Genomic DNA, 13,262 nt, shown 5'->3' with positions numbered 1-13,262 from the left:
TGCAGGGTTAGCAGGTGAATGGAGTGATCTAGTTAACAATGCGATGTAAATGATCAGTGATATATCTGGTTTATGAAGTTGTCATGTTGTTAAAACCAGCAGAGGTGTTATAGAAACAAAATGTAACATCTCTCTGGAACACGCAAACGGACAACAACCATGAATAAATCAGGGAAATACCTCGTCTGGACAGTGCTCTCTGTAATGGGAGCATTTGCGCTGGGATATATTGCGTTAAACCGTGGTGAACAGATCAACGCGCTGTGGATTGTGGTGGCGTCGGTCTGTGTCTATCTCATTGCCTACCGTTTTTATGGTCTGTATATCGCCAAAAATGTGCTGGCGGTTGACCCGACGCGTATGACGCCTGCTGTGCGTCATAACGACGGTCTGGATTACGTCCCTACCGACAAAAAAGTGCTGTTCGGTCACCATTTTGCCGCCATTGCTGGCGCGGGCCCGCTGGTGGGACCGGTGCTGGCAGCGCAGATGGGCTACCTGCCCGGCATGATCTGGCTGCTGGCTGGTGTGGTATTAGCCGGTGCGGTGCAGGACTTTATGGTGCTGTTTGTGTCGACTCGCCGCGACGGTCGCTCGTTGGGTGAGTTGGTCAAAGAGGAAATGGGTCCCACAGCAGGCGTCATTGCGCTGGTGGCCTGTTTTATGATCATGGTGATTATTCTGGCGGTGCTGGCGATGATTGTCGTCAAAGCCCTGACCCACAGCCCGTGGGGAACCTATACCGTGGCGTTTACCATTCCGCTGGCGATCTTCATGGGGGTTTACCTGCGTTATCTGCGCCCCGGACGGATTGGCGAAGTGTCGGTCATCGGTTTGGTTTTCCTGGTCTTTGCCATCATTTCTGGTGGTTGGGTGGCCCAAAGTCCCACCTGGGCGCCGTACTTTGATTTCACTGGCGTACAGCTGACCTGGATGCTGGTGGGGTACGGTTTTGTGGCGGCAGTCCTGCCCGTATGGCTGCTGCTGGCACCGCGTGACTACCTCTCCACCTTCCTGAAGATTGGCACCATTGTGGGTCTGGCGGTCGGCATTCTGATTATGCGACCCACGCTGACTATGCCTGCGCTGACCAAATTTGTTGACGGTACAGGGCCGGTGTGGACGGGCAATCTGTTCCCGTTCCTGTTTATCACGATTGCCTGTGGGGCGGTGTCCGGATTCCACGCGCTGATCGCTTCCGGCACCACGCCGAAGATGTTGGCGAACGAAGGCCAGGCCTGTTTTATTGGCTACGGCGGCATGCTGATGGAATCCTTCGTTGCCATTATGGCGCTGGTTTCCGCCTGTATTATCGATCCGGGCGTCTACTTTGCCATGAACAGCCCAATGGCTGTGCTGGCGCCAGCCGGTACCACCGATGTGGTGGCTTCTGCGGCGCAGGTGGTGAGCAGTTGGGGCTTTGCGATTACGCCGGACACGCTGCATCAAATCGCCAATGAAGTGGGTGAACAATCCATTATCTCGCGTGCGGGCGGCGCACCGACGCTGGCGGTGGGGATGGCTTACATTCTGCACGGTGCGCTCGGCGGTATGATGGACGTCGCGTTCTGGTATCACTTTGCGATTCTGTTTGAAGCGCTGTTTATTCTGACGGCGGTGGACGCAGGAACCCGCGCAGCGCGCTTTATGCTGCAGGATCTGCTGGGCGTGGTTTCTCCGGGGCTGAAACGCACCGATTCACTGCCTGCCAACCTGCTGGCGACCGCGCTCTGCGTGATGGCCTGGGGTTACTTCCTGCATCAGGGCGTGGTTGACCCTCTGGGCGGAATTAACACCCTGTGGCCGCTGTTTGGTATTGCCAACCAGATGCTTGCGGGTATGGCGTTGATGCTTTGCGCTGTGGTCCTGTTCAAGATGAAACGTCAGCGTTACGCATGGGTTGCGTTAGTACCCACGTCCTGGCTGTTGATTTGTACGCTCACCGCTGGCTGGCAAAAAGCGTTTAGCCCGGACAACAAAGTGGGCTTCCTGGCTATCGCCAATAAATTCCAGGCGATGATTGACAGCGGCAAGATCCCGGCGCAGTACACCGAATCGCAGTTGTCACAGCTGGTGTTTAACAACCGTCTGGATGCCGGTCTGACCGTCTTCTTCATGGTGGTGGTGGTGGTACTGGCGCTGTTCTCCATAAAGACCGCGTTGGCGGCCCTGAAGGTCGACAAACCGACGGCAAAAGAGACGCCGTATGAGTCGATGCCGGAAAATGTAGAAGAGATCGTGGCGCAGGCGAAAAGCGCGCACTAATCTTCAACTATTAAGCCCTCTCCGACCGGAGAGGGCGTTTGCATAACAGGTAACCGCTATGTTTGATACGCTTTCAAAAGCCGGGAAATACCTGGGCCAGGCGGCAAGATTGATGATTGGCGTGCCGGACTACGACAACTATGTTGAGCACATGCGCGTCACGCATCCGGACCAAACGCCGATGACCTATGAAGAATTTTTCCGTGAGCGGCAGGACGCGCGCTATGGGGGAAAAGGCGGCGCGCGTTGTTGCTAACGGATGCTCTTCATTCTTTCTTACGCGGTGAGGCTGCTTTCAGCGGCTGAACGCAGATTCACCTTGCCGTTATTTCACTGTCCAGGCTTTCGAAAATTGGCGACCTGCAAACAACTCCTGCAGGCCGTTGATTTGTTTCAGACGCAACACTTCATCATCATCCATCCCTAACTCTTTGCCGATTTTTTTCTCGTCCCAGCCCAGTTGCGACAGTTCACGAACGATCTCCGACATGGCATGGATCTGGTGGCGGCCCCGTGCGCGGTTATGGCGAATCGTGGACGTAATACGTTCATGGCGCGTGCGCTCCAGGCATGTGACGGGTAGATAACCTTTCAGACGCGCTCTTAGCGCCGCTTTTCCTTTTCCTAATTCGTGCCGATGGAAACCATCTATTATCTCGTAATCCTCTGAACTGGATTGCGCCACGACGATCGGTTGTGTGAAGCCGTCTGCTTCAATCGATTTGAGCAGCAGCCTTTTCTCCGGCGGCGCCACATTATTGGGGTTGTAATCGTTTGGTGTAATGTGTTCATTTTTAATCCACAACACGCAGTCGACAGGTTCATGACGAAAAGGACTGACGCTGTGGATGGCCATTCTGAACTCATTAATGGCGCGGATCCGTTCCTCTTCCGGCAGTGCCGAGAGAAAGTGGGTTAATTCCTGAGTTAATCGTTGTTGCATAGTATTCCCCATTCCTGACGTTTCGCTTTCATGCGTTCGTTATAACGCTGGTAACTTTTCGGTTTTGTTGGACTGAAAGAGAGTGCCCGGCACCAGTAATCATTATTCAGCAGCACTTTGCAGATACGTCGCCATGACGGGATATCTTTTGTGCCAATATCGCTATCCTGCGTTTGGGGAATATCGTCCAGACCTTTCTTTTTATACCACTGTAAATAGACGGCGATTTTATTGCAGTAATGTTCGGCGGTTTGTTCCGGCATGCTATTCAGCAACAGTAAGGCGTACTCTTTCCAGCTTAGATGATCGGGTTTTAAGAGTTTTCGATGACCATAAAAATGGTTGTCGTGACCCGCATAGATACCGCCGCTTTTCACACCGCTCACGCGCGCACACATCGCCGCCCAGCGTTCGGGTTCGAGGACATGGTACAGCCACAGTCCCTGGCGCTGCTCCGGGCCAAAGGGTTCGCAAATCCGCATGTAGCGGGTTGGTACGCCAGCCTGATACATCAGGTTATACAATGGATTACAGCGTTTGTTTGTCCTCGCAAACCAGGTCCAGATGTCTGCGGTTTTCCAGTCATACATTGGGTAAATGTACCAGGTGTGTCCACCCGGCGCGGAAGTTGTCCAGGGTTTGTCATCAGCAAAACGCTGCTTCTGTAAGGAGGCAATGGCGCCAAATCGGTTGTAAGACTCGTCGGCCCGGATACCGATCAGCATTGCGGCGGGCCGGTTGTTAGAAAACCAGTCAGCAAAAAAACGAACAAACTGCTCAAAGGTCATATTTGGCTGATAAAAAGGAAAATAGCCGGGGTCGGTAATCGCATCCGGTGGCGGTTGGCGCACCCAGTCTGTATTCGGGGCCCAGCATTGCCATTCGGGTTGGTATTGGGATAATGCGTTTTGTGTCGTCAACGGCAAGGCAACCCAATAAAATTCGTCGATGACATCGGAATATTCATTTCGTAGCGCCTGAACATACTCAATGGTGCAAGAGAATTGCGCTTCCCAGTCAATGAATAATACGCAGATCTTTTTCTGTAATTGACGGGCAAGGGTCGCGGTCAGGTGCAGCATGAGACCAGAATCTTTACCGCCAGAAAATGAAACACAGACCCGTGGGAGCGTTTCAAGCGTCCATACAATGCGCTCTTGCGCGGCCTCCAGGACATTTTTGTCAAGCGGGTATTTATAGATGGACATTTTGGCGGTGGCTCTCAATATTAAATTGATTTTACTCGAAATGTTTTATTATAAGATATGCCAATTATTTAAACATGCAACAGTTTAAAGTATTGTATTTATGAATGTTTTTCGGCGATCAATAATAAATATGGATTAACTTAGTTGAACTGAGGGAGGTGATGTTTTCTGATTGATACAGTGAGTTAATTCGAAATATATATTTTGCAAATCATTTATTAATTAACGACGCACGGTTACTCATATTGTTATGTTGAATAAAAATAATGATGTATAGACGCCCCGGAACATCACAATCTGTAGGTAGTCAATGACGATGCTTTCTTGAGTGCTGACTCCTGCATTATGCGATAAGCGAAGTGAGTGATTTAACCGGGTGACTGGAATGAGAACAATCACCCTTAATATTACGTTAACGGCTATTCATCATTGCATCCAGCTGTGCTTTTTCTGGCAATCCTACAACCTGCTGCAACGTGTTTTCTTTATTCAAATAGTAGATGGCGGGTGTGACGTTAGCACCCAGATCGTCCATGATTTTTTGATTGACGTTCAGAATACGCATCGCCTCAGGAGGAACGGATGTCGGGATTTCAAGTTTGAGTTTGCCGTTCGATGCTTCATAGTCGTGCCAGGTTTTTGCCGGGTCTTTCGTGGTCAGAATCGCAGCGGCAGTTGCCGGGCTTTCAGGCTTGATTACGCCAACCAGCAGGGTTCGTAATTGTACTTTGCCGGATTCTACCCAGGGGCGGGCCTGTTGCCAGAATTGCTTGCAGTAAGGGCAGAAAGGATCGGCGAACACATAAAGTACGACGGGCGCATCCTTTTTACCGTCTAACAACCAGGATGATTTTTCCATGCGCTGCCACAGTTCTCGCCCGGCTGGTGCATAGATCTCTTTTTCTATCAATGCATTGCTGAGGTTCTCACCTTTTTCATTATACATGTACCCGGAGATCGCCTGTTTGCCGTCCGGGGTGAGATAAATGGTGACGCCCATGTCCTGATATTTTCCCAGGTAACCTTTCATCCCGCCCGGCGCATCGAAGGATTTCAGGATTGTAATACCTTGTTTTTCGATGGCTTTGACCGGCGCTGGCAGTTCTTCCGCCTGAGCGATGAGAGGGAGGAGAGTCAGCAATAGCGTTCGTTTTAGCATTATTTTTCCTTAAAAATCAGTGCGAAAGAAAGGTCGATGATCAAACCTATCGCAGCCATAGAGAAGACCTTAAGCCGGATGATTGCCCTTTCTTCAGTGGGGTGTTGTAATCCCCTTCGCTGTTACAGCCTTTGTTAAGGTAATGTAGAGCGCAACACATAGCCAGTTTCACTGGCACTGAAGTTACCTACGGGTAGTTCAGGTAATGGGGCCGCCTGAAAAGGGGGCCTTTTTACTTTTTGTCGCCGGTGGCGGCTTAGGGTTCACAAAGTTGTCATGCGTCAGTTGTTAGATAACGCTTATTGATTTGATAATGGAAACGCATTAGCCGAATCGGAAAAATTTCGTTAACTTACAACTCAACGAAAACACGGAGGAAGTATAGATGTCCTTGATTAACACTAAAATTAAACCTTTCAAAAACCAGGCGTTCAAAAACGGTGAATTCATCGAAGTTACCGAAAAAGATACCGAAGGCCGCTGGAGCGTCTTCTTCTTCTACCCGGCTGACTTCACGTTCGTATGCCCGACTGAACTGGGCGACGTTGCTGACCACTACGATGAACTGCAGAAACTGGGCGTAGACGTTTACTCTGTGTCTACTGACACCCACTTCACTCACAAAGCATGGCACAGCAGCTCTGAAACCATCGCGAAAATCAAATATGCGATGATCGGCGACCCGACTGGCGCCCTGACCCGTAACTTCGACAACATGCGTGAAGATGAAGGTCTGGCTGACCGCGCAACCTTCGTTGTTGACCCGCAAGGTATCATCCAGGCAATCGAAGTTACCGCTGAAGGCATTGGCCGCGATGCGTCTGACCTGCTGCGTAAAATCAAAGCGGCTCAGTATGTGGCTTCTCACCCAGGCGAAGTTTGCCCGGCGAAATGGAAAGAAGGCGAAGCGACTTTAGCACCGTCTTTAGACCTGGTTGGTAAGATCTAAGCCTTTAAGGCGCTTCGAAGCCGGATGGCGCTGCGCTTATCCGGCCTACACATCGGGCCTACAACATCGTAGGCCGGGTAAACGAAGTGCCACCCGGCAATCAATGGGCGCATCAGCGCCCATTTCATTCCAACACTATGATGCAAGCCGCATTCAGGCTGCCCGCAAGGCTGCTTGCATGATGATGTTTTTAAAGCAGGAGATTAACGATGCTCGACGCTAACATGAAAACCCAGCTCAAGGCTTACCTTGAGAAACTGACGAAACCTGTTGAGCTGATTGCCACGCTGGATGACAGCGCCAAATCGGCGGAAATCAAGGAACTGCTGACTGAAATTGCCGAACTGTCAGAGAAAGTCACCTTTAAAGAAGATAACAGCCTGGCCGTACGCAAGCCGTCATTCCTGATAGCCAACCCGGGTTCAACCCAGGGACCGCGTTTTGCCGGCTCCCCGTTGGGGCATGAATTTACCTCTCTGGTACTGGCACTGTTGTGGACCGGTGGTCATCCGTCGAAAGAAGCGCAGACGCTGCTTGAGCAGATTCGCGAAATCGACGGTGATTTTGAGTTTGAAACCTATTACTCGCTCTCTTGCCATAACTGCCCGGACGTGGTGCAGGCACTGAACCTGATGGCAGTGCTGAACCCACGTATTAAGCATACGGCAATCGACGGCGGGACATTCCAGAACGAAATCACTGAACGTAACGTGATGGGCGTTCCGGCGGTTTATGTTAACGGGAAAGAGTTCGGCCAGGGGCGTATGACCCTGACGGAAATCGTCGCGAAAGTGGATACCGGCGCAGAGAAACGCGCAGCAGAAGAGTTGAACAAGCGTGATGCGTATGATGTGCTGATTGTCGGCTCTGGCCCGGCGGGCGCTGCGGCGGCTGTTTACTCTGCGCGTAAAGGCATTCGCACGGGGTTGATGGGCGAGCGTTTTGGCGGTCAGGTACTCGATACCGTGGATATCGAAAACTACATCTCAGTGCCGAAAACCGAAGGTCAGAAGCTGGCGGGGGCATTAAAAGCGCACGTCGATGATTACGATGTGGATGTGATTGATAGCCAGAGCGCCAGCAAACTGGTGCCTGCCGCGCAAGAAGGTGGTCTGCACCAGATTCAAACGGCATCCGGTGCGGTGCTGAAAGCTCGCAGCATTATCATTGCGACGGGTGCCAAATGGCGCAATATGAACGTACCGGGTGAAGACCAATATCGTACCAAAGGTGTGACGTACTGTCCGCACTGCGACGGCCCGCTGTTTAAAGGCAAACGCGTGGCAGTGATTGGCGGTGGTAACTCCGGTGTGGAAGCGGCTATCGATCTGGCAGGCATTGTGGAGCACGTGACGTTGCTGGAATTTGCGCCGGAGATGAAAGCCGATCAGGTGCTGCAGGATAAAGTTCGCAGCCTGAAAAACGTCGATATCATCCTGAACGCGCAGACCACAGAAGTGAAAGGCGATGGCAGCAAAGTCACTGGGCTTGAGTACCGTGACCGTGTCAGCGGCGATGTTCACAACGTGGCACTGTCGGGCATTTTTGTTCAGATTGGTCTGTTACCGAACACCACCTGGCTGGAAGGCGCTGTTGAACGTAACCGCATGGGTGAAATCATCATTGATGCGAAATGTGAAACCAGCGTGAAGGGCGTATTCGCCGCCGGTGACTGCACCACCGTACCGTACAAGCAGATAATCATCGCGACAGGCGAGGGCGCCAAAGCTTCCTTGAGTTCGTTTGATTATCTGATTCGCACGAAGACCGCATAAAAAAAGACAGTAAGACTGTCACCTGCAAGCTCAAACCGCCTGTGAAATTCCGGGCGGTTTTTTTATTATCTTCAGTTACAACAAAAAGCCCTGCCGGACTCTCTCCAGGCAGGGCTTTTCAGTATCAGACTTGGGCGAATTAACGCACGACTAACACGGGCAGGTTGGCATGGCGGACAACGCTTGACGCATTAGAACCGAGAAGATGGGTGCTGATTGACGGGTTTCGTGACCCAATGACCACCACATCCGCCTTCAGTTCTTCCGCTAAGTCGTTGACCACGTCCCGCACGTTGCCAAAACGAACATGCGGCTTAATCCGTGAAGGATCAAGACTGAAATGACCGACCATCGTTTGCAGGCGGGTTTCCGCTTCGTGCTGCAGATGCTCCTCAAAACGGCGAACATCGGCGGCAAACCGATGCAAACTCAAACTGGCGGAACCCGGCAGGACATGCAGCAGATGAATGACGCCATCCTGTTGCGCCAGAAATTCAGCGTGGCGTACGGCCTTATCGCTCAGTTCCATTTCGAAAACATCAACCGGCATAATGATTGTTTTGTACATAAGCAGTCTCTCCTTGTTATCGCATGAACATATAACATCATATTAATGAATATGATTCTGTCAGTCACGGCACAGATTTAGGTTTTTAAAGGATCAAAGAGGAGACAATACTGAGAATAAGGGATTACCAGTGCTGTTCGAGAAATAGCACAGCGGCAACGAGAATCGCTGCTATCAGGATATACACTACCGTGATACCGAGAGCCTCAGCCATACACTTTTCCACCGACAGATACCCCAATCAGGTTAGTTCGTCGTAAAAAAAGCAGGAATGATAAATTTGGTTGATATTTAACCGGAAAGAGGATGCGAATGCATCCTCTGCAAAATAACGCGTTTGGCTTTGAAAAGACAGCGTTAGCGCAGGTAATCGCCTGCCGCTTCAGGCTGGTATTCAAGCTCCAGCACTTCAAGGTGCGTGGCGGTGCCACCTGGCAGTTCCCAGTGAATGGTGTCGCCAACGCGCAGACCTAACAGGGCAGCGCCAACCGGAGCCATCACCGACAATTGGGTGCTGCTGTCCGTCATGTTCGCCGGGTAGACCAGCGTGCGAACGCGCGTCTCGCCGTCGGCAAGGTTACGGAATTTCACCCGACTGTTCATGGTCACGACGTTATGCGGCATCTCTTCTGGTGAACACATTTGGGCACGATCCAGCTCTGCGTTTAACGCATCAGCAATCGGTAAACCGGCAAACGCAGGTTGCTCCAACAGGCGGTCGATGCGTTCGGCGTCGAGGTCGTTGATGATAATAGTTGGTCTGGACATTTATTACTCCATGTCGTCGATACTGCGAGTAGCGCAGGTAAATAATCCCAAAAGAAAACCCTCACCGTCTGGCGGCGAGGGTTTAGCTTTCCTGATGATACTGAGACTTACCCCTTCTTTGAAGTGATTTAGTTCACATTCGGGCAAATCCTTAACATTGATAGCGTTTATAGCATTGAGTGAATTTTAGCCGAAAAACGGGATCGTTCTCAAATTTGCATTATGCTTTTTAAGCGCTCGCCGCGGGCGGGTCCACATACTCAGCGTTTCCTTGAAGGAGAGCTCATGAGCCAGTACGACAAACTCACGTTAAAAGATGGCAGTTATCTGTACTTTAAAGATTGGGGCAGCGGGCAGCCCATCGTCTTTAGCCACGGCTGGCCATTGACGGCAGATGCGTTCGAAGATCAGATGCTTTTTTTGGGATCGAAAGGGTTTCGCGTGATTGCTCACGATCGTCGGGGACATGGCCGTTCGGCACAGCCCTGGGACGGTCATCATATGGATCAGTATGCCGATGATCTGGCCGAGTTGACGTCGCACCTGAATTTAAAAGATGCGGTGCATGTCGGACATTCGACAGGCGGTGGCGAGGTCGCACGCTACATTGGTCGACACGGGACACAGCGGGTTGCGAAAGCCGTACTGATCGGCGCAGTGACGCCCATCATGGTCAAAACCGATTTTAACCCCAACGGCGTACCGAAAGAGGTGTTTGATGGGATTCGGCAAGGCGTCGTCAACGATCGCGCCGCATTTTTTTATGAGCTTACCGCGGCGTTTTATGGCTACAACCGGGCTGGAGAAAAAGAGTCAAAAGCGGTGCGTGAGAGCTTTGTCGAGCAAGGGTTACAAGGGTCAATAAAAGCCCTGTACGACTGTATTAAGGCGTTTTCAGAGACTGACCTGCGGGACGATCTCAAAAGAATGACGATTCCGACGCTGGTTATTCATGGCGATGATGATCAAATCGTACCGTTTGAAACGTGCGGTAAAGCGGCGGCGGCGATGTTGCCTGACGCGCAGTTGAAAATCTATGAAGGGGGATCGCACGGTATTTGTACCACCCATAAACACCAGATTAATCAGGACCTGCTGACGTTTATCCAGTCATAATGGCTGAACAGATTGTTCTGCGCTGATCCTCTTTATTCCACAGGGAGATGAGCGAAGCGCAATTGGCGTTAAACCGGCGCGGCTTATGCACCGGTTTCAGGGGCTTAATATCCGACGCTATCCAGTATAAAACGTTTGCCGCAGTTGCCGGGATGCGGTTGCGATGCAAAAGAGGCGGTAGCCAGCGGCTTGTTGATGGCGTTTGCATGTAACGAAAACTGCATTTCCGTCAGGTAGGCGGGATTTCCGTGGCAGCTCAACTTCACCGCTTTGATGCTCTCTTTGCCCCAGCTTGCCACCACGGCGGCATCAAAGTCCGCGCGGCTGACGGCTTTACCGTAATGGCTTCTCAGAAAATCTCCCAGCGCGCTGCGCTTAACCTCGCTGTTTAGGCGTACCATTGTGTTGAAATAGACATTCGGATCAAAACCAAAACAGGCACCGTGTTTGGCGTATTCATAGCGTTCAAGGCAAGTGTGTCCTCCGGCACCGGGCATCACCGCGCTCAACTTCGCGGCGCTTTCCAGCGACAGCCCTGTTTGAGGGGCAGCGCATTTACGGCTGGCGCGGGCTTCCGGCAGGTTGGGGATCGGGCGGGTCGCACAGCCGTAGCGCATCCATCGGCGTTCATCCACGCCTCTGACGGCAATGGATTTAGGCAGGCCTGGCCACAGTCCATGCACGGTCAGAAAATCGGCTTTGTCCTGCGTTTCTTTTTGCAGACGGCATTCGTCAGGTTCCTGACGCTGGCGTTCATGCTGGCTTTGGCAAAAACCGGTTTGCCAGGAGAGCGCCAACACATAGCGGTCGAAATCACCGTACTGTTTCGCCTGAAGTTCGTCGGCTTTCACCGTGGAGACTGGAAGCAGAAATGCGGCCAGTAGAGGACTGTAACGCCATATTGGTTTCATGATTAATTCTGATATATAGAAATACTGTATATCATCTATTTAACCATAAAAAATGCCAGTCAGGTTTATCTGACTGGCATCATTTTCATACTGTGATGCGGAAGGGGATTAGCTCCACAGAGCCAGAATCGGCCAACCCACCAGCAGCAGCATCGCGATGTAGATGACGCCAAAGATCGCGCCCAGACGCCAGTAGTCTTTGGATTTCACATAGCCACAGCCGTAAATGATGACGCCAGGGCCAGTCGCATAAGGCGTCAGACAGCCCATGATACCGATCGAAAGAACCAGCAGAATACAAAGGTGTTCCATCGGCACGCCCGGGATACCTTTACCGACCGCCAGAATAACCGGCAGCATGGTCGCGGTATGTGCGGAGAGGCTGGCGAACAGGTAGTGCGCAAAATAGAACACCAGCACCAGGACAATCACCGTTGCGTTAGGCGAGAAGCCTTCCAGGTGAGAACTCATGGTAGAAGCAAACCAGTCGATGAAGCCAGAGCGGGTCAGACCATTCGCCATCACCACCAGCGTAGCGAGGTTGACCAGCGTGTTCCACGCGCTGTTATAACGGGTAATGTCTTTCCACGGCACAACATGCAGTGCCAGCATCAGAGAGACGGCCAGCAGACCAACGGCGGTGGCGTCGATCATTTCGCCGCCAAAAACCCACAGACCTAAGCTGAGCAGTACCAGGCCTATCAACGTTGTTTCTTTGCGGGTCAGACTGCCCATGGTTTTAAGCTCGTCACCAGCCCATGCAGCGACTTCCGCACTGTGGGTGACTTCCGGCTTGTAGAGCACGTATGAGAGCCACGGCGCAACGATCAGCAAAATAATGCCCACTGGCAGGAAGCTCAGGAACCATTGCAGCCAGCTAATCTGAATACCTGCAATTTTGCTGACGAATTCCAGACCCAGTACGTTCGGTGCCGCGCCGGTGACAAACATGGAAGAACTGAGACTGGTACTGATCACCATCATCCACATCAGATACCCACCGATACGACGTGCGGAAGGATCGTTAGGGAATGATTTAAACAGCGGCGGCAGGTTTTTGATTACCGGGAATACGGTCCCCCCGGTTCGCGCCGTGTTAGAGGGCGTAAACGGCGCCAGAAGGATGTCAATGATGACAATGGCATAGCCCAGCGTCAGGGTACGCTTACCCATGAATTTCACCAGGAACAGCGCGATTCGACGTCCCAGACCAGTCACTTCGTAGCCCAGAGCGAAAATAAAGGCGCCAAATACCAGCCATACGGTGGTGCTGGAGAAACCGGCCAGCCCCCATTTCAACGCCTGTTTACCGGCATCAAAACTGGGGTCCGCCAGCTCTTTGGCATCAAACAGCAGGTAGTTGCTGCCAATCACGCAAATGGTAACGGCAATAAAACTGATGGCTGTCGCCGGAATCGGCTCCAGAATCATCCCGACAATCATCGCCACAAAAACGGCGAAATAGTGCCAGGCCTGAGGGGGCATCCCATCGGGGACAGGGATAAGAAACATGACGCCCATTACTACCAATGGGGCCAACAACTTCCATATATTATCTTTAGATAAAGACATGAGTGATTCTCCGGAAAGGATCTTTTAT

The 13,262-nt window shown here is 51.8% G+C and carries 13 protein-coding genes; 5 read left to right on the top strand and 8 right to left on the bottom strand.

Features of this window, described 5'->3' with window-relative positions; genetic code table 11:
• Positions 1 to 159 precede the first annotated feature (159 nt).
• Together cstA and AC07UY_RS02970 are read left to right on the top strand one after the other, a co-directional pair.
• Positions 160 to 2,265 carry a pyruvate/proton symporter CstA gene (cstA, locus tag AC07UY_RS02975; protein ID WP_494700774.1) on the top strand — a complete coding sequence of 702 codons (2,106 nt, stop codon included), beginning with the start codon at positions 160 to 162 and terminating at the stop codon, positions 2,263 to 2,265.
• A 58-nt stretch (positions 2,266 to 2,323) separates the two neighbouring features.
• Positions 2,324 to 2,521, top strand: a complete 198-nt coding sequence (locus AC07UY_RS02970; RefSeq protein WP_192611510.1) for a YbdD/YjiX family protein — start codon at positions 2,324 to 2,326, stop codon at positions 2,519 to 2,521.
• 69 nt (positions 2,522 to 2,590) lie between these two features.
• On the opposite strand, the gene AC07UY_RS02965 is transcribed toward AC07UY_RS02970, so the two are convergent.
• From AC07UY_RS02965 to dsbG, 3 genes are all read right to left on the bottom strand, one after another.
• Complete coding sequence (locus tag AC07UY_RS02965) at positions 2,591 to 3,208, bottom strand: IbrB-like domain-containing protein (protein WP_494700775.1); 618 nt, start codon at positions 3,206 to 3,208, stop codon at positions 2,591 to 2,593.
• Positions 3,193 to 4,416 (bottom strand): phosphoadenosine phosphosulfate reductase, encoded by a 1,224-nt coding sequence (locus AC07UY_RS02960; RefSeq protein WP_494700776.1) that lies wholly within the window; start codon positions 4,414 to 4,416, stop codon positions 3,193 to 3,195. Before AC07UY_RS02960 ends, AC07UY_RS02965 begins: the two co-directional genes overlap by 16 nt.
• Positions 4,417 to 4,828: 412 nt before the next feature.
• Positions 4,829 to 5,575, bottom strand: a complete 747-nt coding sequence (dsbG, locus tag AC07UY_RS02955) for a thiol:disulfide interchange protein DsbG (RefSeq protein ID WP_276292455.1) — start codon at positions 5,573 to 5,575, stop codon at positions 4,829 to 4,831.
• Between the two features lie 385 nt (positions 5,576 to 5,960).
• On the opposite strand from dsbG, the gene ahpC reads away from it, so the two are divergent.
• Positions 5,961 to 6,524, top strand: coding sequence for an alkyl hydroperoxide reductase subunit C (gene ahpC, locus AC07UY_RS02950; protein ID WP_162379580.1), 564 nt, complete (start codon positions 5,961 to 5,963; stop codon positions 6,522 to 6,524).
• Positions 6,525 to 6,733: 209 nt separating this feature from the next.
• On the top strand, positions 6,734 to 8,299 hold the full coding sequence (gene ahpF / locus AC07UY_RS02945; protein WP_494700777.1) for an alkyl hydroperoxide reductase subunit F: 1,566 nt from the start codon (positions 6,734 to 6,736) through the stop codon (positions 8,297 to 8,299).
• 139 nt (positions 8,300 to 8,438) lie between these two features.
• Here ahpF and uspG read toward each other — a convergent pair whose 3' ends face one another.
• From uspG to rnk, 3 genes are all read right to left on the bottom strand, one after another.
• Positions 8,439 to 8,867, bottom strand: a complete 429-nt coding sequence (uspG, locus tag AC07UY_RS02940) for a universal stress protein UspG (protein WP_203358527.1) — start codon at positions 8,865 to 8,867, stop codon at positions 8,439 to 8,441.
• Positions 8,868 to 8,991: 124 nt separating this feature from the next.
• Positions 8,992 to 9,081, bottom strand: coding sequence for a small membrane protein YldA (gene yldA / locus AC07UY_RS02935; protein ID WP_304521075.1), 90 nt, complete (start codon positions 9,079 to 9,081; stop codon positions 8,992 to 8,994).
• Positions 9,082 to 9,224: 143 nt separating this feature from the next.
• Complete coding sequence (gene rnk, locus AC07UY_RS02930) at positions 9,225 to 9,635, bottom strand: nucleoside diphosphate kinase regulator (protein ID WP_203358526.1); 411 nt, start codon at positions 9,633 to 9,635, stop codon at positions 9,225 to 9,227.
• 285 nt (positions 9,636 to 9,920) lie between these two features.
• Between rnk and AC07UY_RS02925 the strand changes: the two genes are divergently transcribed.
• Complete coding sequence (locus AC07UY_RS02925) at positions 9,921 to 10,751, top strand: alpha/beta fold hydrolase (protein ID WP_203358525.1); 831 nt, start codon at positions 9,921 to 9,923, stop codon at positions 10,749 to 10,751.
• A 104-nt stretch (positions 10,752 to 10,855) separates the two neighbouring features.
• Here the strand turns inward: AC07UY_RS02925 and rna are convergent, their stop codons facing one another.
• Both rna and citT read right to left on the bottom strand, forming a co-directional pair.
• Complete coding sequence (gene rna, locus AC07UY_RS02920) at positions 10,856 to 11,662, bottom strand: ribonuclease I (RefSeq protein ID WP_494659332.1); 807 nt, start codon at positions 11,660 to 11,662, stop codon at positions 10,856 to 10,858.
• Positions 11,663 to 11,770: 108 nt separating this feature from the next.
• Positions 11,771 to 13,234 carry a citrate/succinate antiporter CitT gene (gene citT / locus AC07UY_RS02915; RefSeq protein ID WP_203358523.1) on the bottom strand — a complete coding sequence of 488 codons (1,464 nt, stop codon included), beginning with the start codon at positions 13,232 to 13,234 and terminating at the stop codon, positions 11,771 to 11,773.
• Positions 13,235 to 13,262: the final 28 nt, after the last annotated feature.

The organism is Citrobacter sp. GW821-FHT02E08, from assembly GCF_059421685.1.
Note: the sequence above shows the minus strand (reverse complement) of the source record. Positions and strands in the feature narration are given on the sequence as shown.

Bases quoted from the DNA above. Each gene is read 5' to 3' on its own strand.
- yldA (WP_304521075.1), bottom strand. From the start codon at position 9,081: ATGGCTGAGGCTCTCGGTATCACGGTAGTGTATATCCTGATAGCAGCG.
- AC07UY_RS02960 (WP_494700776.1), bottom strand. From the start codon at position 4,416: ATGTCCATCTATAAATACCCGCTTGACAAAAATGTCCTGGAGGCCGCG.
- rnk (WP_203358526.1), bottom strand. From the start codon at position 9,635: ATGTCCAGACCAACTATTATCATCAACGACCTCGACGCCGAACGCATC.
- ahpF (WP_494700777.1), top strand. From the start codon at position 6,734: ATGCTCGACGCTAACATGAAAACCCAGCTCAAGGCTTACCTTGAGAAA.
- dsbG (WP_276292455.1), bottom strand. From the start codon at position 5,575: ATGCTAAAACGAACGCTATTGCTGACTCTCCTCCCTCTCATCGCTCAG.
- AC07UY_RS02965 (WP_494700775.1), bottom strand. From the start codon at position 3,208: ATGCAACAACGATTAACTCAGGAATTAACCCACTTTCTCTCGGCACTG.
- rna (WP_494659332.1), bottom strand. From the start codon at position 11,662: ATGAAACCAATATGGCGTTACAGTCCTCTACTGGCCGCATTTCTGCTT.
- AC07UY_RS02970 (WP_192611510.1), top strand. From the start codon at position 2,324: ATGTTTGATACGCTTTCAAAAGCCGGGAAATACCTGGGCCAGGCGGCA.
- ahpC (WP_162379580.1), top strand. From the start codon at position 5,961: ATGTCCTTGATTAACACTAAAATTAAACCTTTCAAAAACCAGGCGTTC.
- citT (WP_203358523.1), bottom strand. From the start codon at position 13,234: ATGTCTTTATCTAAAGATAATATATGGAAGTTGTTGGCCCCATTGGTA.
- AC07UY_RS02925 (WP_203358525.1), top strand. From the start codon at position 9,921: ATGAGCCAGTACGACAAACTCACGTTAAAAGATGGCAGTTATCTGTAC.
- cstA (WP_494700774.1), top strand. From the start codon at position 160: ATGAATAAATCAGGGAAATACCTCGTCTGGACAGTGCTCTCTGTAATG.
- uspG (WP_203358527.1), bottom strand. From the start codon at position 8,867: ATGTACAAAACAATCATTATGCCGGTTGATGTTTTCGAAATGGAACTG.